This window comes from Streptomyces sp. NPDC002911 (genome assembly GCF_053591835.1).
Genome location: NZ_JBSFUO010000002.1, coordinates 547,492 through 568,287 on the forward strand (window position 1 = coordinate 547,492; position 20,796 = coordinate 568,287).

Consider the following 20,796-nt stretch of genomic DNA (forward strand, 5'->3'; position numbering starts at 1 on the left):
TCGCCCGGGGTGCGTTCCCGGTTCGCAACTGGGACGCGTCCTCGGTGAAGGTGACGTCTCTGACGTGGTGCAGGGCCTCGACCGTCCAGTGCCCGCGCACCAGTTGAGCGAGTCGGGCGGGTGGTACCTGTTCCGCGGCGAGGCTGGTGACCGCGTAGACGGTCTCGAGACTGATCTTCCCCGTCTTGCGGTGGACGCGGCGGCGGACGATCTGGACGGCCTGGCGGGCACCGGGGAAGAGCAGATTGTTGACCGTGCAGACCTTCAGCCTGCGGATCTCGGAGCGTCCGTGACCGGTCGTGCAAGTCCGGTCCCGGAGCGGGATCTGCTTCCAGGGGAGGGACTTCAACTGCATGTGCGGAGCTTCTTCGTGTTGCGCTTCGGGATCACGATGTAGTGGGCGTCCCGTCCGCGCAGATAGGTGGCGTGGTCGTGCTGGGTGTGCATGGCGTCGCTGGTCACGACGGTGCCGGACAGGTCGGGCAGCGTATCCAGGAGGGGCTGGAAACGCGTGATCTCATTGGTCTTCTCACCGACATCCATCTGCGCGAGGATCAGGCCGCCGACGTGGTCGCAGGCGGCCAGGAGATGGATCTTCCGGCCCTTCGCGCGGGCGGCGCCCCGCAGCGACTTCCCGTCGACGGCCAGTGCCCGCAAACCGCCCGCATCCTTCTGCCGGTCGGCGAGCCAGGCCCCGACAGCCCGGTCCAAGGCGTCCGTGTCGGTCCTGGCCAGAAGTCTGCGAATCGTTGATTCCGCAGGCCAGGAGCGTTTCGGGAAGAGTGGGTCGACGCGGATGCCGAGCCGCTCGAGGAGTTCCGCCGGGGCGTCGGCCACCCATTCACTCACGGCCAGCAGCGACCTCGCGCCGGCGAGGACCGCGCAGGCGGTCAGGGCCAGCACCGTGACGAGTGGATGCCGCACTCCGCGGGGGTCACGCGGGTCGGGGACCTGCGCGAGGTGTTCCAGCAGGTCGGGGATCTCCCTGGATGCAGCTCTCCGGTGGGGGCCAAGTTGGTCAAAGGAAAGGGATCAGAGATGATGCGTCGACAGGCACGGACTTCCCAGGATCACAGAGCGTAGAGAACTCCATGATCACGGGTGTCCGTGCCTGTTCCGCATCGGGCCCCGCCCAACCTGGTCATCCGTCAGGAAACGGACGTCAGCCGACTACGCCGAAGCCCTGACCCTTCGGGCTCTTCGCATAAAAGACGGTGTCCCTGGTCACCTTCTCGACCATCTTCGCCAAGGGGCCGGCAAACACGTCACCGCAGACCTCAGCGGCCCCGACGAATATCTTCTCCTCCTTCTCCTTATCCTCCGAAGCGCACGCCACGCTCCCGGCGCCCAAGGCCATCACCAGACCGGCGGCCGTCAGCCATCGCCTCACCACCCGCGCACACCCACTTCACTCGTCCCGCATTCGGATCATTCCACCCGCCGGTTCACGGCCACCCGTTGTTCCCACGGCGGCGACGCCTCGTGCGACGCCTCGTGAGAGCCGCCTGGGGGCATGTAGCTCCTTCGCGGCCTCCGGGCGGTGCCCGAGGGCTTCCATCATGCTGATCACCGGGTCATAGCCCGAGCCGTTGACACCCGAGGGGTTCAGTGGATTCTCGGGCCCGCCGGGCAGCCCCTTCGACCCGTAGAAGTAGTCCGAAAAAATGGCTTCGCTTCATTCCGGACGAAAGCGACCGAATGGTCGCGGCCTCCACCTGCGGCGACGAGCGGAACATGTGTCCAGCACCGGGCAGCGCGTAGGATCCGGTCCCCTGTCCGGATACGGGATCAGTGGAGTCACGAGGAGCGGTCATGGCCGTCGTCATCTTCTTGTTCGTCATAGCCGCCGCATTTCTCGTCATCGCGCTGGTCGGCCCGTACCGGCTGTACTGGCAGGCCCGGCCGCACGCGGCGCGGCAGCCGTCGGACGGGGCTCTCGCGGTGGGGCGGGTCGTCGCGTTCGGGGTCGCCGGGGTGGTCGCCTTCGGGGGCTGCCAGGTCCAGACCGGCATCGACAAGGGCACCTGGAGCGCGAGCGAGGTACGGGAGGCCGCCGAGGACGCGGCCGATTCCATGGCCTCCGACACGCAGATCCGCCGCGATCCGACGGACGGCTACGCCTCGCTGATCAAGGCCGACGTCATGAGGGCGGGTGAGGGCCAGGGGCCCATGTACCGCGTCTCCGTGGAGCGGGCCGGGGACGGGCACGACTACGAGATATCCGGGGGCGGCGCCGGCACCACTGTCTGCATGCACGTGACGGAGGAGAAGTCCGCAGAGGGCGGGGTCTTCGTCCCGGGGGCGGACGGGGGCAGCGGCAGCTCCATTCCCGAGTACGACCTGACCGCCACCGTCGATGACGGCGTCTGCTGACGCAGCCGACGGGGTGAGCTGTTCTTCGTGACTCAGCGGCTCGCGGAGTGCCTGACCGATGCACTCCGCGTCGCCGACAGCCGAGGGCTGAGGCTTCCCGCGTACGGAACCTGACGGTGACAGCCCTTACGAACTCAGGCAGCGGGGCCTTGGCCTGGAGGACCGCCGTACGGTGCGCCGGTTCCAGGGCCACCGGGCGGCGGGGGCCCGTACGACTGGTACGGGGGCTGCGGTTGCTGCTGGTAGCCGTACGGCGGCTGGTACGGGGACGGGGGCGGCACAGCGCGGGCGGCGCTTCGGCGGCGGGAGCGGATGGCCACGACGGCCACTGCCGCGCCGATGAGGACGACCGCGCCGATGCCCAGACCGATCCAGAGGACGGTGTTGCCGTCGTCGTCGGTGGCCGGTGCTGCGGCGGCCGGCTTGTCGCTCTTCTGGGAGCCGCCCGTGGCCTTGGACGGTTCTGCGGAAGGCGTCGGGGACTCGGCTGCGGCGAGATCCGGGAGCGGGTACTCGTCGGCAGGGCCCGGGTCGCCGGGATTCGCCAGCGCGACGCGGGGGCGGACGCCGCCGTAGCCGATGTAGTCGGTGCGCTCGTCACCACTGATCGGGCCGCCGGCCGTGTTGAGCATGACCCGCAGGACCTGGTTGTTGGTCCAGTCCGGGTGCTTGGACCAGATCAGGGCAGCGGAGGCAGAGGCGAGGGCTGTGGCGCCACTAGTACCATGCGATTTACAGAGGCCTGTCTCGCTCGGACAGGCGTGGATCATCTCCTCGCCCGGCGCAGAAAGGTCCACCTGAGGGCCGTACTGAGATTCCCCTGTCCTCTGCAGGTCCTTGCCGATGGCCGCCACGCCTACGGCACCGGGAGTTGCTCCCGGGTACTTAACGCCATTGGCTCTCTCCGCATCATTACCCACTCCCGCAAAGACCAACGAGCCCTTGTCAAGCGCATACTTCACCGAATCCGTCAACTGCTGCGAACCCTTGCTCGCAGCCAGCGAGATATTGATGACCTGGGCGCCCCTATCGGCGGAATACCGAATTGCTGCAGAAACTGTCGCGTTGAACTGCTCGATGTCTTCCGCAAGGTTGGCGGCCTTGTCAGGAACCCGGACAGGAAGAATCTTCACGCCGGGCGCCAGACCGAACGCGCCGTCTCCACCCCGACTGTCGCCCGTTCCAGCGATCAGGGCAGCGATACCCGTACCGTGACCGTCGTAATCGGAGTGCTCGTCACCGGACTCACCCGGAGCGAAGTCCTTCCCGTCAAGGATTTGCCCCTGCAGATCAGAGTTTGACGTATCGACCCCTGAGTCGATCACCGCAATAGTGACGCCTTCCCCTGTGCTGCTCTGCCACATCTCCTCGGCCTTCATCGCTGTCAGATGCCACTGATTCGAACGGACCGATTCCGCCTGAGCAGTCCCTGCCCCAGCAGCCACCAGGAATGCCGCAAGTGCCGCCGACACGGCGGCCCTTTTCCGTCCCTTGTACATACTGCTGGTAAGCATTCGCATCCTTATCCGGGGGCTTTCCATCACTCGATGACGGGAGGCACGACGCGTCGTCCACCCTGCTGCCATGTCTCTTCGTCTTCGATCAGGTAATCGGGGCGCTTGCCACCTTCATCGCGGCGGGGACCTCCAGGCCGCGATCCGGACGGCGCCGGCAAGCCACGCCCCGCCTGTCCAGCAGCACGCCCGGCTTCGTTGCCCCGGACGAGGCCGGTGCCACCGGGCGTGAAGGGACGTGCACCTGAACGTGCCGTCTGCTGGGGCCGGCCACCGACGATCCCGGCGTTTGCACCAGCCGGAAGCCGCCCGCCCGTGGTCCCGCCCCGAGCGGCGCCGCCGCTCATTCCGCCGTGCCCCATGGGGCCCCGTCCCTGGGTCCCCTCACCACCGACGACTGTTCCGCCAGGAAGCCCTCGTGCAGTTGGCTGGGCTACCGGTCGGCCACCGAAGATGCCTGCATCACCACGAGGCGTGCGGCTTGCCGAGCCCGAACCGGGCATGCTCTGACCAGGCAGCGACGGCGCGCGGACACTCAGTCCTGCGTTCTTCGCACTGCCGGAAGGGCCTGGAATCGGCCGCGATCCGCCTCTGAACGCGGGTGGCATCACGGTGAGTCCTGGGGCGATACCGCCATCCGGCTTACCCGCCACCGGCAGCCCTGGCGGTGACACCGAGGGCGTGGACGTGGACTGTGGCAGAGTCGCTGTGCCGTTGACTTCCATACTGACCGAGGTTTCCGGGTGGAGCGGCGCGCGAATCGCTGATGAGTCTGGGGCGCCTGGGCTCCCAGGTCCCGTTGCCTGGGCGGACGCGGAGTACGTGGTCGCCCCGCGAATGGCGCCTTCGCCTTCTACAGTTCCCCTGCCGCCAACTGGTGCACCCCACGTCTCGGAATCAATGATGGCACCTTCACGCTCCGGCACGATCGCCCCCGGCGGAGGCGGGAACGCCGGCTTCTCCAGGCCGTCCATCTGCGAGGCCGACAACGCGTACGACTGCGCCAGCTTCCGCATCTCCGCCGCGGCGTCCTGGCGGTTCGCCTCCTTCGCGGCGATCAGCGTTTCTGCCGACTTCCGCGCCACCGCCGACGCGTCCGGGTCGTTCCGTGCCGCCTGCGCGGCGTCCAGGTTCGCCTGGGCCCCCGCGTGCGTGCGCGGGATGGACACCTGGGCCGAGGCGAGCGAGTCGGAGGCCTGGGCCAGCCACTTCGCCGCGCCCTCGCTGTAAGCACCCAGCCGCAGCGTCGCGTTCGCCAGGTCCGCGCTCCATGTGCGGAACGCGTCCGCGCCCTCGCCCTTCCACTCGACCGTCTGCGGACGGACCTTCAGCTCCTCCGCGATCTCGCGGATCTCCTTCGCCGCGCTCACCAACCGGTCCGACGCGCCTTGGATCGCCCCGCTGTTGGCCGCGTCCAGCCACGCGAGCATCTCCTCGTGCGACATGCTGTCGAACGGAGTTCCCTGCCCGGCTTCCTTGTGATCCATCCCCGTACCCCCGTCTGCCCCTGTGCCGTGCCAGGGGTCGTCGTCTTCAGAGCCCGCTGATACCCGCGGTGTCGCCCGTGTCCGGCTTCGCGGCGCTCGGCCGGTCCCCGCTCTGCTTCCCCTGGCCCTGCGCCGGGTCGTACTCCCCGCCGTAGTGCTCCTCCACCCCGTCGCTGATCGCGAGCATGCGACGGCGGGTGTCGTCGTCGATGTTCTCGTAGCCGTTGTGCGAGGCGAGCACCGCGATGCTCATGCCCTCGATGCAGTCCGAGAGCAGCTTGGAGAGCGTCTCCAGCTCCGTGATCACCTTCTCGTACGAGGTGAACAGCGAAGCAGCCTCGGCCCACCGGTTTTCACCACCGCCGAACTGCTGGCGGGAGATGGGGTCTTCGGCCAGTTTCCTGGGTCCCGCAGGGGACTTCTTCAGGTCGCTCAGAAGTTCGTCTATGCGGTTACGGAACTTCTTGAACGACGTGAGCTCCGTGGCCAGGGACGCCGCCGCGATACCCGCTCCCACGAACCCCGACATCGGAATCGGCATCAACGCCGGTCCCGCTCCACTCTCACTCGGCAGCACAGCATCCTCCCCCGGATACAGCCGACTACAGCTTCCGGGGCCACTGTAGCCAGCAACAGTGTCACACCGCTCCCCTGAGTCACGCGTGCACGCGTGACTGCACCCGGAGCGTTACGCCTTGGGTGTGGCCACCGCCGCCTGCGGCCGGATCGGGAGGCGGTTGACCGGGCGGCCCGTCGCGGCGCGGACCGCCGAGGCCACAGCTGCGGGGGAGGTCACCACCGGGGCCGCCGAGGCGGGCTTGGCGCCGAAGGGGGCGACCACGTCGCGTTCCTCGATGAGTTTGACGATGCGGATGTCCGGCGTGTCCAGGGACGTCGGGAGCGCGTAGCCGGTGAGGTCCGGGTGGCGGATCAGGCCGCGGGCGGTGCGGAGGTTCTCCGTGAGGGCCGCGCCGATGCCCTGGGTGACGCCCGCCTCGATGCGGGTCGCCAGCTGGGACGGGTTGAGGATCCGGCCGACGTCCTGGGCGACGGCCATCTCGACCACCCGGACCGAGCCGAGTTCGATGTCGACGTCGACCACCGCGCGGACCGCGCAGAAGGCCAGTCCCACGAACGCGTCGCCCTGGCCCGACTCGTCCAGGGGCTCGGTGGGGTGCGGGCGGCACTGGGCGGTGGCCCAGAGTTCCTTGCCGTCCATCGCCTCCATGACCGTCGTGGACAGCACACCGTCATACGAGGTGATCTTGCCGTCGGCGATCTGGAGGAGCTCCGTGGACATGCCGAACTTGTGGGCCAGGGGCTGGAGCAGCTGGGTGCGGACCATCTTGGCGGCGCGCTCGATGGCGCCGCCCGAGACCCAGGTGTGGCGACCGTGCGTCGCCGGGCCCGCGGGGGGCTGGTCGGTGTCCACCGCCGCCACGTGGACCTCTTCGACGCCCAGGGTCTCCTGGACGATCTGGCGGGCGAGCGTGGTGAAGCCCTGGCCGGTCTCGACGGCCGCGCAGATCACGGTGGCGACGCCGTCATGGACCCGGACCGTGGCTGTGGAGACTTCGTCGGCGCCCTCGGCGCCGAGCATGTGGACCATACCGAGGGCGTAGCCGACGCCCCTGCGTACGGCACCGGGCTCCCCGGCGCCCTCCAGGCCTCCGGGGAGCAGCCAGTCGTCCTGCGGGGCGTCCTTGGGGAGCGCGGGGAGCGGGAAGTCGCGCAGTTCGCCGAGGAGTTCGGCGACGGGGGCGGGGCAGGTCACGGTCTGGCTGGTGGGCAGGATGTCGCCCGTGGACAGGACGTTGCGCAGGCGCAGTTCGACGGGGTCGATGCCCAGTTTCGCCGCCAGCTTGTCCATCTGGCCCTCGTACGCGGCACAGACCTGCATAGCGCCCTCACCCCGCACATGCCCGGAGGGCGGGTTGTTCGTACGGACCGCCCAGCCCTCGATGAAGGCGTGCGGGACGACGTACGGACCGCAGGCGAAGGCCACGGCGGCGGCCAGGGATTCGGACGAGGAGTCGGCGTACGCGCCCGCGTCGAGGAGGATCTGCGCCTCGACCTTGACCAGGCGGCCCTCGGCGTCCGCGTGGTGGCGGTAGCGCAGCAGGGTCGGGTGGCGGTGGGCGTGCCCGAGGAAGGACTCCTCGCGGGTGGCGGCCAGCTTGACGGGGCAGCCGGTGCGCAGGGCGAGCAGGCCGAGCGGGATCTGGAAGCCGGGGTCCTCCCGGTCGCCGGTCGCCCCGGGGACACCGGTCACGACGACCTTGACCCGGTCGGCGTCCAGGCCGAAGCAGGCGGCGGCCAGGTCCCGGTCGGTGTGCGGGTCGGTGGACGCGGTGTACAACTCGACGCCGCCGTCGGGGCGGGGCACGGCGAGGCCGGCCTCCGCGCCGATCGGAGCGGGGTCCTGCCGGCCGATGCGGTACAGGCCCTCGACGATGACCTCGCCCACGGTGTCCGGATCGCCGTAGCGCAGCGGGATGTGGCGGATGAGGTTGCCGTCGGGGTGCAGGGGTTCGGCGGCGAAGGCCTTCTCGGGGTCGGTGACCGGTTCGAGGACCTCGTACTCGACGGCGATCGCCGCGGCGGCCAGCCGGGCGGTGTCGGGGTGGTCCGCGGCGACGGCGGCGATCGCCTCACCGTGATGGCGTACGAGCTCGGAGGCGAACACGGGGCGGTCGACGACCCGGCGGCCGTATGAGCCGTCCCCGGGGATGTCCTCGTGCGTGACGACCGCGCTTACGCCCGGCATGCCGGCGGCGGCCGTCGTGTCGATGGACAGGATGCGCGCGTGCGGGTGCGGGGATCGCAGCACCGCGGCCCACAGCAATCCCTCGGCCCACAGGTCTGCCGCGTACGGGAAGGTGCCCTCGGTCTTGGCACGGGCGTCGGCGGGCGGCAGCGAGGTGCCCAGTCCGAGCGCGGGAGGCGGCTGGTCCGGGTCGGGGTCCCCGGGCGGCGGTGTCGTGCGCGTGGTGCTGGTCGCGGTGGCTGCGTCGCTGGTCACGCCGCCTCCTTGTCGTTCGCTCCGCTACGGCGGCTGGTGGTGGGGGTGATCGTTGGTGCGGGAGCCGACACGGTGTTCACCGGACGTCTCCCTCGTGTGCCTGGACGCTGCCCTCGCCGGGGGCGGCCTGGTGCGGGATGCGCGGTACGTCGTCCGGAGCGGTGGCCGCCGCCTCCGCGGTCGCCTCCCTGCCCGCGACGACGTCCCGTACGGCGTCGAGCACACCCCGGTAGCCGGAACACCGGCAGAGGTTGCCGCACAGGGCCTGCCGGGTCTCCAGCTCGCTGGGAGCGTGGTTGCCCTCCAGGAGGTCGTGGACGGTCATGGCCATCCCGGGGATGCAGAAGCCGCACTGGACGGCCCCGCACTCGGCCAGGGCCCGCTGGACGTCGGACGGTTCGCCGTCCACCGCGAGGCCCTCGACCGTACGGACCTCACTGCCCGCCGTCGTGGCGGCGGGCACCAGGCAGGAGGCCACGAGGCGGCCGTCGACCTGGACGTTGCAGGCACCGCATTCGCCCTGCGAGCAGCCGTCCTTGGCGCCGGCGAGGCCGAGACGCTCCCGGAGCACGTACAGGAGCGACTCGCCGATCCAGGAGTCGCTGACGGGGCGGTCCACACCGTTCACGTGGAGGACGTACGAGGCCGAGGGGTGCTCACTGGGGCCGCTCGGGACGGCGGCGGCAGAGGGCTCTTCCTCCTGCACAGGCCCGTGTTCCCGCACGGGTTCGGGGGCCTGTGCAGGAGCGGCGTCGAAGCCGGGTTCTTGGACGGCTCCGGCCTCGGCTGGGGGCACCTCGTCCTCGGGCGCCGCCACTGCTGCCGGGAGTTCGGCTTCGGGCACCTCGTCCTCGGGCGCCGCCACTGCTGCCGGGAGCTCGGCTTCGGGCACCTCGTCCTCGGGCGCCGCCACTGCTGCCGGGAGCTCGGCTTCGGGCACCTCGTCCTCGGCCGCCAGGACCTCCACAGGCTCCACCGGCTCGCTGACGGGCTCCGTGACGGCCTCGACGGCCTCGAAGGCCTCCTCCGCGATCCCCGGGGCCTCCACGGGCTCCGACTGCCCGGACGGGGCTTCCTCCGCACCAGGCTCGGGCTCGGGCGCCTGCTCGGGCGCCTGTTCCTGCGTCGCCCACGGGGCGGGTGCTCCGCCGGGCAGCGTGGCCGGTGGTGTGTCCGCGTACCACTGGGACGCCATCACTGACGCCGCGAACTCGCCGGACTCCTCCGGGAGGTCGCCGTTCGCCACCGGGATCGTCCACTGGCCGGTGTGACCGGCGGGCTCGGGAGCCGGCTCGGGCTCGGCAGGGACGGTTTCGGTGAAGTTCCACTGGGCCGTCGTGGACGACGTCTGCGCGTACTGCGACGTGTCCGGGTACGGCTGCTGGTACGGGTCCTGCTGGTACGGGTCCTGCTGGTACGGGTCCTGCTGGTACGGGTCCTGCCGGTACGGGTCCTGCCGGTACGGGTCCTGCCGGTACGGGTCCTGCCGGTACGCATCCGGCTGCTGGTTCGGGTCGGGCCAGTGCACCGCCTCCGGCGCGGCCTCCGCGCTCGTGGAGTGACCGGCCGCCCGCTCCTGCTGGCTCTGCGTCTGCAGGACCCAGCTGCCCGTCGCCGCGGGGTCGAGACCCGCGGCCGGGGTCAGCGGCAGGATCATCGGCGGCACGTAGCTGTGACCGGGGGCGGCCAGCGGGTCGCTCCCCAGGGCGGCGAGGTCCTCCGGGGGCAGATGGACGAAGGCGGTCGCCTCGGCGTCGTACTCACCGCCCTGCGGGGTCGGCTGCCAGCCGGTGTACGGGTCGGGCTGCCCGTGCTGCTGCTCGGGGTTCTCTTCATTGCTCACGACAGTGCCCTCCCCAGCGCGCGTCGGGCGAGCGCGGCGACCGTGCGCCGCAGGTGCAGGACGGCGGGCGACAGCGGAGGGGCCTCTCCCCCGTCGTCCGGTGGAGCCTGGTCAGGGATGCAGGCGGCCGCGACGTACTCGCCGAAGGCGGCCAGCGCGTCGGGAGCCAGGCCGCGTTCGCCGTCCCAGTCGATCAGGGAGGCGATCCAGTGTTCGGCCTCCAGGGGCCGCAGCGGCATCGGGGCGATCGCGCCGACCGCGCAGCGCACCCCGCGCCGGGCGGGGTCCAGGACGATCGCGACGGAGGCGGTGGCGCGGCCGGGGCCGGTGCGGCCGGTCGCTTTGAGGAACACCTGGGGTGCGTGCAGCAGCGGTACCCGGACGAAGCCGATCAGTTCGGCTGGTTCGAGCATCGCGCGGCCCGCCAGAAGGTGCGAGACGGGAATCTCGCGGCGGGAGCCCTCGGTGCCCACGATGACCAGCTCGGCCTCCAGGGCGGCCAGGACCGGCAGGGCGTCGCCGGTCGGGGCCGCGGTGGCGATGTTGCCGCCGAGCGTCCCGGCGTTACGGATCTGGGGCGGGCCCGCGGCACGTGCGGACGCGGCCAGCGCGGGGATGAGTGCGGCGAAGTCGGGCCGCCCCATGCGCGCGTGGGTGAGACCGGCACCGAGGAGCGCGTGGCCGTCCTGGTAGTGCCAGCCGCGGAGCTCGCTGATCCGGCCGAGGCCGACCAGCCCCGAAGGGCGCAGCAGGCCCTTGTTGACGGCCGACATGAGATCTGTGCCGCCGGCCACAGGAACGGCGGCGGGCATGGCGCCGAGAGCCGCCACGGCCTCGTCGAGCGAGGCCGGCAGCGTCACCGACTGCATCGCCTGCGGTGCGTGCGTGGTCAACCCAGCTGCCCCTTCCCGGTGTCCCGGCAGTCCCGCCTGTCCGCCGTACGGTACGTGCTCACGGCCGGGACGTGGCAACTCTGGCACATCTTCCGGGCTGTCCGACTCGAGGGTCCACGAAGGGCGTTTCCCACCGCGACAAGGGGAAAAGTCACCTTTGGCAGGCCTTCTGCCCGGCGTACGAATTGCCACTCTTCGGCGCGTTCGTACGACTTATTCGGCTCCCCCGGCCGACGGGTGGGACAGCCGTCACACGGTCGGGGGCGGTCCCTCGATCGGGCGACCCAGGACGCCGGGCCGACGTTGCCAGGGCCGGGGGCCCGCGGGCGGCCGGTAGTCGACCCCCAGGGCGTCGAGTCGCGCGTAGTGGGTGTTCATCCTGCGTTCGAAATCGGCGAAGTCCCGCTCACCGGGGGCCGGGAGTGAGGACCAGGCGACCTCGGCGAGGGCGGCGAGTCTCGGGAACACCTGGTAGTCGACACGGTCCCGGGTCTGCATGACCTCGGTCCAGACGTTGGCCTGGGTCCCCATGATGTGTCCGGCCGCCGCCTCGGAGAGGCCCGGGGGCACGGGCTCGAAGCGGTAGACGTCCTCCAGGGTGCGGACGAACCCGATGGGCATCGGCTCGTCGGGGCCTCCGTCCTGACGGTGGTCCAGGTACACCTGCTGCTCGGGGCACATCACGACGTCGTGCCCCGCCTCGGCGGCTTCGATCCCGCTCGCGTAGCCCCGCCAGGACGACACGGCCGCACCCTCGGCGAGGCCACCCTCGAGGATCTCGTCCCAGCCGATGAGGCGGCGGCCCCGCGCGGTCAGCCAGCGGTCGAAATGCCGGATGAACCAGGACTGGAGCTCGTCCTCGTCGGCGAGGCCGGCGTCGGCCATGCGGGCCTGTGCCGTCGGTGACGCCTTCCACTGGTCCTTGAGGCATTCGTCTCCACCGATGTGGATGAACGGCGAGGTGTCGGCCGGGAAGAGGTCGAGCACCTCTTCGAAGACCCCCTCGAAGAAGCGCAGCGTGTTGTCAGTGGGGGCGAGTACGTTCGGATTGATGCCCCAGGTGTCCCACACGGAAAGCGCGGAGGTGTCGATGACATCGGTGTTGCCCAGTTCCGGATACGCGCTGATGGCTGCCTGCGAGTGGCCCGGGATGTCGATCTCGGGGACGACGCGGATATGCCGCTCGGCTGCGTACGCGACGATTTCGCGGATGTCGTCCTGCGTGTAGAAGCCGCCGTGCGGTGTGTCGTCCCACAATTCCGAGGCGCGGTGGCCGTATTTGGTGCGTGCGCGCCAGCCTCCGGTCTCCGTGAGACGGGGGTGGCGCTTGATCTCGATGCGCCAGCCCTGGTCGTCGGTGAGGTGGAAGTGGAAGACGTTCAATTTGTGGGCGGCCAGCAGGTCGAGCATGCGCAGCACGCCGTCCTTGGGCGTGAAATGGCGCGCCACGTCGAGCATCAGGCCGCGCCAGCCGAAGCGTGGGCTGTCCTCGATGTCCGTGAAGGGAATTTTCCTTTGCGCACGCGGGTCGACGGGCGCGCGGCGGAACGCCTCGGGGCCGAGGAGCTGACGGAGGGTCTGCGCCCCCCAGAACACTCCTGCGGCGCTGCCCCCGGTGATCCGTACACCCCAGCTGGGTGCCGACCTCAGCCGGTAGCCCTCGGGTTCCATCGAGGGGTCGATGCGCAGGTCGATGGTGTTCGGGCCCCGCTCGGCGCCCGCGGCCGCCGGGGCGAGCGGCAGGCCGAAGGCGGCCCCGAGCGTGGTGCGCAGCCAGCGTTCCGTGCTCTCGGTCCCGGGTCCCGCCGTGAGCGTGGTGGCCCCGTCGAGGAGGAAACCGCTGCGGCCGTCGCCGTCGGCGCGCACCGGCGCCGGAATCAGGTCATGCATGTCAGTCCTTCACCGCTCCGCCGAGTCCGGAGACCAGACGTCGCTGTACGAGGACGAAGAAGACCAGCACGGGAATGGTCATCACCGTCGAGGCCGCCATGATCCCTCCCCAGTCGTTCTCGTCGGGTTTGAAGAAGACCAGCAACGCCATGGGGAGCGTCGACTGGGAGGTGTCGCTGATGATGAACGATTTCGCGAACAGGAAGTCGTTCCAGGTCGAGATGAAGGAGAAGACGCTGGTCGCCACGAGGCCGGGGAAGACGAGCGGGAAGAGGATCTGCCACAGGAAGCGGGTGCGGCTCGCCCCGTCGATGTAGGCGGCCTCCTCCAGCGCTTCCGGGACGGCTTTGACGAAGCCGCGCAGCATCCAGATCGCGAACGGCAGCGAGAAGGCGAGGTGCGGCAGGATCAGCGATCCGAGTGTGTTCAGCTGGCCGAAGTCCCGCATCATGAAGAACAGGGGGATGGTCAGCGCCTCGACCGGCACCATCTGCGCCACGAGGAACATGATGAGCAGGGTCGTGCGGAATGTGAAGCGGAACCTGGTCACGGCCGTAGCGGCGAGGAAAGCGATCAGTGCGGAGGCGATGACGACCGTGCCGGCGACGACGAGGCTGTTGAGGAAGTAGCGGCCGAATTCCTGCTGTTCGAAAACCCGGCGGAACGAGTCGAGGGACGGGGACAGGGTCCAGGGGCGGGCCTCGGTGGACTGGATCTCGCCCGCCGGCTTGAAGGCGGAGAGCACCATCCAGTACAGCGGGAAGGCGACCGCGGCGGCGATGACGAGGGCCGCCGCCTCCGCCGCCAGCCTCCCGGGCCGGCGTACCCGCAGAAGGGCGCGTGGGCTCACAGTTCCTCCCCCTGGCGCCGTACGAGGCGCAGATAGACCAGCGTCACGGCCAGCAGGATCACCAGCATCACGACGCCGATGGCCGACCCCAGGCTGTACTGCGAGGACGCGAACGCCTTCTGGTATGCGTACACGTTGAGCACCAGGTTCTGGCCGGCGATGCCGCCGCCGTTGGTCATGACGTAGATCTGGGTGAAGACCTTGAAGTCCCAGATGATCGACTGGATGGTGACGACGATCAGGATCGGCCGCAGCATCGGTGCCATGACCGACCGCCAGATCCGCCATTGCGAGGCGCCGTCCAGCGAGGCCGCCTCCAGCACTTCGGTGGGGATCGCGCGGATGCCCGCGTACACCGTCACCATCACGAACGGGAACGAGCACCAGAGCACTTCGAGGAGCACCAGGGCGAAGGCGCTGTAGCGCCCGTACGTCCAGGAGAAGTCGCCGAGACCCAGCACCCTGTTGACCGGGCCGAAGTCCGGGTCGAAGAGGAAGACCCAGACGGTCGAGCCGGTGATCGCCGGCGTGGCCCAGGCGCCCAGCGCCGCCATCATCAGCGCGAGCCGGGGCAGCGCGCGGATCCGGGTCAGCAGGACGGCCAGGGCGCAGCCGACGAACAGGGTGGCGAGCACGCAGGCCGTGGCGAAGAGCACGGTCGCGAGGAGCACCTGCCAGAACTGGCTGTCACCGAAGAGCGTGGCGTAGTTGCCGAAGCCCTTGAAGGTGGTCGGTTCGCCGCCGCTGACCTGGGCCTGGGTGTACTCCAGGAAGGAGATCAGGCCCAGCTGGTAGATCGGGTAGACGAGGAGTCCGCCGAGCAGGACCAGCGCGGGCAACAGGTAGAGCCAGGGGGTCCAGCCGGAACGCCGCGCGGGCGATGCCGGCCGGCGCCGGGGCGTGCGGGCCGGAGCCCCGCTCGCCCCGGGCCTGGCGGGGGCCTTGTGGAGGGTGGTGTCCGCGGTCATCGTCAGCCCGCGTCGGCGAACGCCGCGTCCATCTTCTTCGCCGCGTCGTCCGAGGCGGCGGCCACGTCCTTACGGCCGCTGACGATCTCCTGGAACATGGTCGGCAGGACCAGGGAGGCGTCGATCTGGCCCCAGGCCGGGGAGGCCGGGACGAACTTCGCGCCCGCGCCGAGGGTGTCGACGAAGGGACCGACGAAGGGCTCCTTCTCCGCAGCGGTGTCCCGCACGTCCGTGTAGGTCGGCAGGAAGCCCATGGCGTCGAACATCTTCGCCTGCGTCTTCTTGCCGGTGAGCGACTTCATCAGGTCGATCGCGAGGGTGCGGTGCGAACTGCTCTTGAGTACGCCGATGTTGTTGCCGCCGGCGAACGCGGGGGCGATCGAGCCGGTCTTCACGCCGGGCAGCGGCACGACCGCGTACTTGCCCTTCACGGCGCCCGCCTCGACCGCTGCGTGGCTGAAGTCACCGGCGATCGCCATGGCCGCCTTTCCGGACGCGAAGGCGGTGACGGTCGCGTTGCCGCCCATGGCCGCGCACTTGGCCGCCGGGCAGTTGTCGTCGCCGAAGAGCGAGGTGTAGGCCTCGATGCCCTTGCGGGCCTTCTCGCTGTTGATGGCTGCCTCGTAGGTCACGCCGGTCTCGTCGGCCAGTTCGCCGCCGTGTGCCCAGATGAAGGGCATCGCACCGTAGGTGTACGCGCCGCCGACCGCGAGGCCGTACAGGTCCGACTTCTCCTGGTGGATCTTCTTGGCCGTCGAGATCAGCTCGTCCTGGGACTTCGGGGGCTCGATGCCCAGGTCCTCGAAGACGTCGGTCCGGTAGTACAGCGCCCGTACGCCGACGAAGAGCGGAGCCCCGTACACCTGGCCGCCCACCGTCACGGACTGCTTGGCGGTCGGGTCGATGTCCTTGGCCTCGTCCCAGGCCGCGAACTCCTTGCTGACATCCGCCAGCCCGCCGTCCTTCACGTATCCGGCGGTGTCGGTGTTGCCGTATTCGATGAGGTCGGGAGCGCTCTCCGGGTCGTTGAACGCGGCCTTGATGCGCTGGGCCCGGGTGTCGACGGGTATGTACTCGATCTCGACCTCGGCACCCTCGTGGGACTTCTCGAAGTCGGCGACCGCGGCGTCGACGACTTTCTCCTTGGGCTTGTTGCCGACCTCCTGGAAGAGCCAGACGCGGAGCGTCCCGGTCTTCTCGTCGCCCCCGGCGCCGGTGTCGGAGGTCTGCGGCGCACAGCCGGTGGCGGTGAGGCCGGCCAGCGCAAGAGCTGCAGCCGGGGCGACAATTCGGGCAGAAAGCTTCATCCGGGACCCCTACCGGTCAATCGTTGCATTCCATGCAACACGCGTTTCGTTCTGCACAACTTGCAGGAGACTAAGCGCGGCTCAGCACGCCGACAAGTGGTCTCAACCACTCTGTGACCACGCGGGGTGCGGCCCGCGCGACGCACGCGTCGGCACAGGACATGCGAACGACCCCCGGGGAACGCGTCGCCGCGCACCCCGGGGGCCGGGGTCGACATCAGGGAGACCAGAGAGGCCAGGGAGATCGGAAAAGGGATGAAAAGGGTCGGCGGGCCTACTTCTTGCCGCTGTTGTCCTTGCCGCCCTTGCCCTTGTCCTTGTCGCCACCGGCGCCCATGGACTCGTAGATCTCCTTGCACATGGGACAGACCGGATACTTCTTGGGGTCGCGCCCCGGGACCCAGACCTTGCCGCACAGCGCCACCACGGGAGTGCCCTCCAGGGCGCTCGCCATGATTTTGTCCTTCTGGACGTAATGGGCGTAGCGCTCGTGGTCGCCGTCGCCGTTCGACACCTGCGGCGCCGGCTCTACGAGGGTCCCCGTACCTGCCCCGCGCTCGGGCTCAAGAGTGCTCATAACTGCCAAGCGTACTGAAAGCTCCGCGCATCAGTTCAGCGAAGGGTCGTCCGGATACGTCGCGATCATCGCCAGTTCGCTGCGCTGCCGCCGCAGAACCGCCCGCCAGAGGTTCTCCGGGCGCGGCGACGAGACATCGCCCGGCTCCGACTCGACCACGTACCAGGCGCCGTCCGTCAGCTCCGTCTCCAGCTGGCCGGGCCCCCAGCCCGCGTATCCGGCGAAGATCCGCAGCGAACCGAGCGCCGCCGCCAGCAGCTCCGGCGGGGCCTCCAGGTCCACCAGGCAGATCGCCCCGTGCACCCGGCGGCAGCCGACGGGATCCCCCCTGTTCGAGCGCGGCCGGGAGTTCGGGGAAGGCCCCTCGTCCCCGGGGATCACCGCCACGCCCAGCGCCGAGTCCAGCGAGACCGGACCGCCCTGGAAGACCACGTCCGGCTCACCGGTCAGGCCGGCCCAGGGCTCCAGGATGTCCCCGACGCCGACCGGGGTCGGGCGGTTCAGGACCACGCCCAGCGAGCCCTCCTCGTCGTGGTCGAGGAGCAGCACCACCGCACGGTCGAAATTCGGATCCGCCAGGGCGGGTGCGGCCACGAGCAGCCGCCCTGTGAGCGAGGACACCTCCGTCATGGCACAGATGATCCCGCATCTTCGCCCTCCGCGGGGGCCAAGTGGCCCGCCCGGTTCCGGACGGCGCCCGTCCGCAGCTCAGGGCGTACGGGTGCCGCACGGGCTCACGGGGAGCGCGTGATCGCGGGGCGGCCGGACGGGCCGCCCGGGCGGTGACCCTCCGCAATTTCACGGAAGCGGTACGTGTTGTGGCGAATCCATGACGTCCGTATGCCCCCCGGTGCCTTACGGGAGGGGGGTCGGAGCCCATTACCCTTTTGATGGCCCCCTGCCCGACCACTCCGGAACGCGAGATACATGACCGGCACAGACGATGTCCTGCTTGTCCACGGCGGCACCCCGCTGGAGGGCGAGATCCGCGTCCGAGGCGCCAAGAACCTGGTGCCGAAGGCAATGGTCGCCGCGCTGCTCGGCAGCGGGCCCAGCCGGCTCCGCAACGTGCCCGACATCCGCGATGTGCGGGTGGTCCGGGGGCTGCTGCAGCTGCACGGCGTGACCGTCCGCCCCGGCGACGAGCCGGGCGAACTCATCCTCGACCCGTCGCACGTCGAGAGCGCGAACGTCGCCGACATCGACGCCCACGCGGGCTCGTCGCGCATCCCGATCCTCTTCTGCGGCCCGCTGCTGCACCGGCTGGGCCACGCCTTCATCCCGGGCCTCGGCGGCTGCGACATCGGCGGCCGGCCGATCGACTTCCACTTCGAGGTGCTCCGCCAGTTCGGCGCGACCATCGAGAAGCGGGCGGACGGTCAGTACCTGGAGGCCCCGCAGCGGCTTCGGGGCACGAAGATCCGGCTGCCGTACCCGTCGGTGGGCTCCACCGAGCAGGTGCTGCTGACCGCCGTCCTCGCCGAGGGCGTCACCGAACTGTCCAACGCGGCCGTCGAGCCGGAGATCGAGGACCTCATCTGCGTACTGCAGAAGATGGGCGCGATCATCTCCATGGACACCGACCGGACCATCCGGATCACCGGTGTCGACAAGCTCGACGGTTACACCCACCGGGCGATCCCGGACCGCCTGGAGGCCGCCTCCTGGGCGTCCGCGGCGCTGGCGACCGAGGGCAACATCTACGTGCGCGGCGCCCAGCAGCGCTCGATGATGACCTTCCTCAACACCTTCCGCCGCGTCGGAGGCGCCTTCGAGATCGACGACGAGGGCATCCGCTTCTGGCACCCGGGCGGCGCGCTGAACGCCATCGCCCTGGAGACGGACGTGCACCCCGGCTTCCAGACCGACTGGCAGCAGCCGCTCGTCGTGGCCCTGACGCAGGCCACCGGCCTGTCGATCGTCCACGAGACGGTGTACGAGTCCCGGCTCGGCTTCACCTCGGCGCTCAACCAGATGGGTGCGCACATCCAGCTCTACCGCGAGTGCCTCGGCGGCTCCGACTGCCGTTTCGGTCAGCGGAACTTCCTGCACTCGGCCGTCGTGTCCGGGCCCACGAAGCTCCAGGGCGCGGATCTGGTCATCCCCGACCTGCGTGGCGGGTTCTCGTACCTGATCGCCGCTCTGGCTGCCCAGGGCACGTCCCGGGTGCACGGCATCGACCTGATCAACCGTGGCTACGAGAACTTCATGGACAAGCTCGAGAAGCTCGGCGCGAAGGTCGAACTGCCGGGCGGCTCACTCGTCTGACACACCGCCCGACGCGCTCCGGCGCACGCGCAGTGCTGCCGCACACGACATCGCGCGCCCCGCACCACAGTCCGCCGCCCCGGCCCCCGCGAGGGACCGGGGCGGCGGAATTTTCCGTTGCCCTCCCCCGGCGTTCATGACCGGCGCCACAGAGGGCCCGTACAGAGCCGTACGAGGCGGGCGGCTTCCCCCGGGGCCGCCGGAGGGTGCCGGGGCGCCGCAGCCCGCCTCACAGCGCCCGCACGGGCGATGCGCACGGGGCTTCAGGGCTCCGGGTACGCCGAAGGGCGGCCGTCCTGGTCAGGACGGCCGCCCTTCTTGCTGCCTTGGGGGCCTTACTTGCCCTTGGCGGCTTCCTTGAGCTTGGAGCCCGCGGAGACCTTCACGCTGTAGCCGGCCGGGATGTTGATCGGGTCGCCGGTCTGCGGGTTACGAGCGGTGCGAGCGGCACGGTGGGTGCGCTCGAAGGTCAGGAAGCCGGGGATGGTGACCTTCTCGTCGCCCTTGGCGACGATCTCGCCGACGGTCTCGGCGAGGGCGGCCAGAACGGCGTCGGCGTCCTTGCGGGTCACCTCGGCACGGTCGGCCAGGGCGGCCACCAGCTCACTGCGGTTCATGTTTGTACTCCCGTGTTCTTCTTGCCTGTGAGGCGTGAGATCGAAGCCGATGCTGCCAGGGCCCTCTGACAGTCCCCGGACCCGGGTCTGATGTCAGACCCTCGCGCCCGAATACGCATCCTGCCCCCACCTGCGGCGCTAACGCCAATCCGGAACCCCTCGACGTCACACGAAAAGCACCACCGCATGCCCGTGATGACGTTCCGTCGACTTACTGGAGCGGTCCGCAGCGGATAACGGGCCTGTGGGGCTCGCTGCCCGCCCACCCTAAAGGGGCGTTTGGGACGCCGCGACCCGCGACGCGCCGTACGGGGCGCCCGGACGTGAGCTACGGCACCGTCCGCGGGAGCCGTGGCCGACCCCCGCGGACGGCGTGTGTCGGGCCGTCCGGAGATACGGTCCTACGCGGGGTCGGACGCCGCCTCGGCGACTCCGGCCGCCTTCGCGGCCTCCCGGACGGCGCCCGCGACGGCGCCCGCGACCTTGTCGTTGAAGACCGACGGGATGATGTAGTTCGCGTTCACCTCGTCCTCCGCGACCACGTCGGCGAGGGCACGCGCCGCGGCGAGCATCATCTCCGTGTTGACGGTGCGGGACTGAGCGTCCAGCAGACCGCGGAAGACACCCGGGAAGACCAGCACGTTGTTGATCTGGTTCGGGAAGTCGGAGCGTCCGGTGGCGACAACGGCCGCGGTCTCGCGGGCGATTGCCGGGTCCACCTCGGGGTCCGGGTTCGCCAGCGCGAACACGATCGCGCCCTCCGCCATGGCCGCGACGTCGGTGCCGTCCAGGACGTTGGGAGCGGAGACGCCGATGAAGACGTCGGAGCCGGCGACGGCCTCCTTGAGGGTGCCGGTGACGCCCTCGGGGTTGGTGTTGTCGGCGATCCAGCGCAGCGGCGAGTCCGGGGTGGCGTCCACCAGGTCCTCGCGGTCCGCGTGCACCACACCGTGGATGTCGGCGACGACCGCGTGCTTGACGCCCGCGGCGATGAGCAGCTTCAGGATGGCCGTGCCGGCGGCGCCGGCGCCCGACATGACGACCCGTACGTCTCCGATCGACTTGTCCACCACGCGCAGTGCGTTGGTCAGCGCGGCCAGGACGACGATCGCGGTGCCGTGCTGGTCGTCGTGGAAGACGGGGATGTCCAGGGCCTCACGCAGCCGGGCCTCGATCTCGAAGCAGCG

The 20,796-nt window shown here is 70.1% G+C and carries 18 protein-coding genes and 1 pseudogene; 2 read left to right on the plus strand and 17 right to left on the minus strand.

What is annotated here, in order from left to right; all coding sequences use genetic code 11:
• Window positions 1–34: 34 nt before the first annotated feature.
• The 3 genes and pseudogenes from ACWD04_RS05425 to ACWD04_RS05435 all read right to left on the minus strand — a co-directional run.
• Window positions 35–355 (minus strand): annotated as a pseudogene (locus ACWD04_RS05425) (ISAs1 family transposase); the annotation flags it as partial.
• Complete coding sequence (locus ACWD04_RS05430) at window positions 346–924, minus strand: ISAs1 family transposase (RefSeq protein WP_451128341.1); 579 nt, start codon at window positions 922–924, stop codon at window positions 346–348. The gene ACWD04_RS05430 and the pseudogene ACWD04_RS05425, both read right to left, overlap by 10 nt.
• Before the next feature lie 238 nt (window positions 925–1,162).
• Window positions 1,163–1,357 (minus strand): hypothetical protein, encoded by a 195-nt coding sequence (locus ACWD04_RS05435; protein ID WP_451128343.1) that lies wholly within the window; start codon window positions 1,355–1,357, stop codon window positions 1,163–1,165.
• Between the two features lie 455 nt (window positions 1,358–1,812).
• Between ACWD04_RS05435 and ACWD04_RS05440 the strand changes: the two genes are divergently transcribed.
• Window positions 1,813–2,373: a hypothetical protein gene (locus ACWD04_RS05440; RefSeq protein ID WP_451128345.1), complete on the plus strand. Its 561-nt coding sequence runs from the start codon at window positions 1,813–1,815 to the stop codon at window positions 2,371–2,373.
• Between the two features lie 134 nt (window positions 2,374–2,507).
• Here ACWD04_RS05440 and mycP read toward each other — a convergent pair whose 3' ends face one another.
• From mycP to ACWD04_RS05500, 12 genes are all read right to left on the minus strand, one after another.
• Complete coding sequence (gene mycP / locus ACWD04_RS05445) at window positions 2,508–3,872, minus strand: type VII secretion-associated serine protease mycosin (protein ID WP_451128347.1); 1,365 nt, start codon at window positions 3,870–3,872, stop codon at window positions 2,508–2,510.
• Between the two features lie 41 nt (window positions 3,873–3,913).
• Window positions 3,914–5,374, minus strand: coding sequence for a translation initiation factor IF-2 (locus ACWD04_RS05450; protein WP_451128349.1), 1,461 nt, complete (start codon window positions 5,372–5,374; stop codon window positions 3,914–3,916).
• A gap of 46 nt (window positions 5,375–5,420) precedes the next feature.
• Complete coding sequence (locus ACWD04_RS05455; RefSeq protein ID WP_451128351.1) at window positions 5,421–5,915, minus strand: hypothetical protein; 495 nt, start codon at window positions 5,913–5,915, stop codon at window positions 5,421–5,423.
• 147 nt (window positions 5,916–6,062) lie between these two features.
• A complete protein-coding gene (locus tag ACWD04_RS05460; RefSeq protein WP_451128353.1) occupies window positions 6,063–8,396 on the minus strand; it encodes a xanthine dehydrogenase family protein molybdopterin-binding subunit in 2,334 nt (777 codons plus the stop codon).
• Between the two features lie 76 nt (window positions 8,397–8,472).
• Entirely contained in the window at window positions 8,473–10,239 is a 1,767-nt protein-coding gene (locus tag ACWD04_RS05465) for a 2Fe-2S iron-sulfur cluster-binding protein (protein ID WP_451128355.1), read from the minus strand.
• Entirely contained in the window at window positions 10,236–11,132 is an 897-nt protein-coding gene (locus ACWD04_RS05470; protein ID WP_451128357.1) for an FAD binding domain-containing protein, read from the minus strand. Before ACWD04_RS05470 ends, ACWD04_RS05465 begins: the two co-directional genes overlap by 4 nt.
• 249 nt (window positions 11,133–11,381) lie before the next feature.
• A complete protein-coding gene (locus ACWD04_RS05475; protein WP_451128359.1) occupies window positions 11,382–13,022 on the minus strand; it encodes a beta-N-acetylhexosaminidase in 1,641 nt (546 codons plus the stop codon).
• A 1-nt stretch (window position 13,023) separates the two neighbouring features.
• Window positions 13,024–13,872: a carbohydrate ABC transporter permease gene (locus tag ACWD04_RS05480; protein WP_451128361.1), complete on the minus strand. Its 849-nt coding sequence runs from the start codon at window positions 13,870–13,872 to the stop codon at window positions 13,024–13,026.
• Window positions 13,869–14,840, minus strand: coding sequence for a carbohydrate ABC transporter permease (locus tag ACWD04_RS05485; protein WP_451128363.1), 972 nt, complete (start codon window positions 14,838–14,840; stop codon window positions 13,869–13,871). Before ACWD04_RS05485 ends, ACWD04_RS05480 begins: the two co-directional genes overlap by 4 nt.
• Before the next feature lie 2 nt (window positions 14,841–14,842).
• Window positions 14,843–16,147: an extracellular solute-binding protein gene (locus ACWD04_RS05490; protein ID WP_451128365.1), complete on the minus strand. Its 1,305-nt coding sequence runs from the start codon at window positions 16,145–16,147 to the stop codon at window positions 14,843–14,845.
• 274 nt (window positions 16,148–16,421) lie between these two features.
• The gene (locus tag ACWD04_RS05495; RefSeq protein ID WP_451128367.1) at window positions 16,422–16,724 is read right to left on the minus strand and encodes a DUF3039 domain-containing protein; all 303 of its coding nucleotides are present in this window, start codon (window positions 16,722–16,724) and stop codon (window positions 16,422–16,424) included.
• Window positions 16,725–16,754: 30 nt separating this feature from the next.
• The gene (locus ACWD04_RS05500) at window positions 16,755–17,354 is read right to left on the minus strand and encodes a YqgE/AlgH family protein (protein ID WP_451128369.1); all 600 of its coding nucleotides are present in this window, start codon (window positions 17,352–17,354) and stop codon (window positions 16,755–16,757) included.
• 297 nt (window positions 17,355–17,651) lie between these two features.
• Between ACWD04_RS05500 and murA the strand changes: the two genes are divergently transcribed.
• The gene (murA, locus tag ACWD04_RS05505; RefSeq protein ID WP_451128371.1) at window positions 17,652–18,992 is read left to right on the plus strand and encodes a UDP-N-acetylglucosamine 1-carboxyvinyltransferase; all 1,341 of its coding nucleotides are present in this window, start codon (window positions 17,652–17,654) and stop codon (window positions 18,990–18,992) included.
• A gap of 335 nt (window positions 18,993–19,327) precedes the next feature.
• Here murA and ACWD04_RS05510 read toward each other — a convergent pair whose 3' ends face one another.
• Together ACWD04_RS05510 and ACWD04_RS05515 are read right to left on the minus strand one after the other, a co-directional pair.
• Window positions 19,328–19,609, minus strand: coding sequence for an HU family DNA-binding protein (locus ACWD04_RS05510; protein ID WP_003968811.1), 282 nt, complete (start codon window positions 19,607–19,609; stop codon window positions 19,328–19,330).
• A 401-nt stretch (window positions 19,610–20,010) separates the two neighbouring features.
• A partial coding sequence (locus ACWD04_RS05515) for an NAD(P)-dependent malic enzyme (protein WP_451128374.1) occupies window positions 20,011–20,796 on the minus strand: 786 nt, incomplete at its 5' end.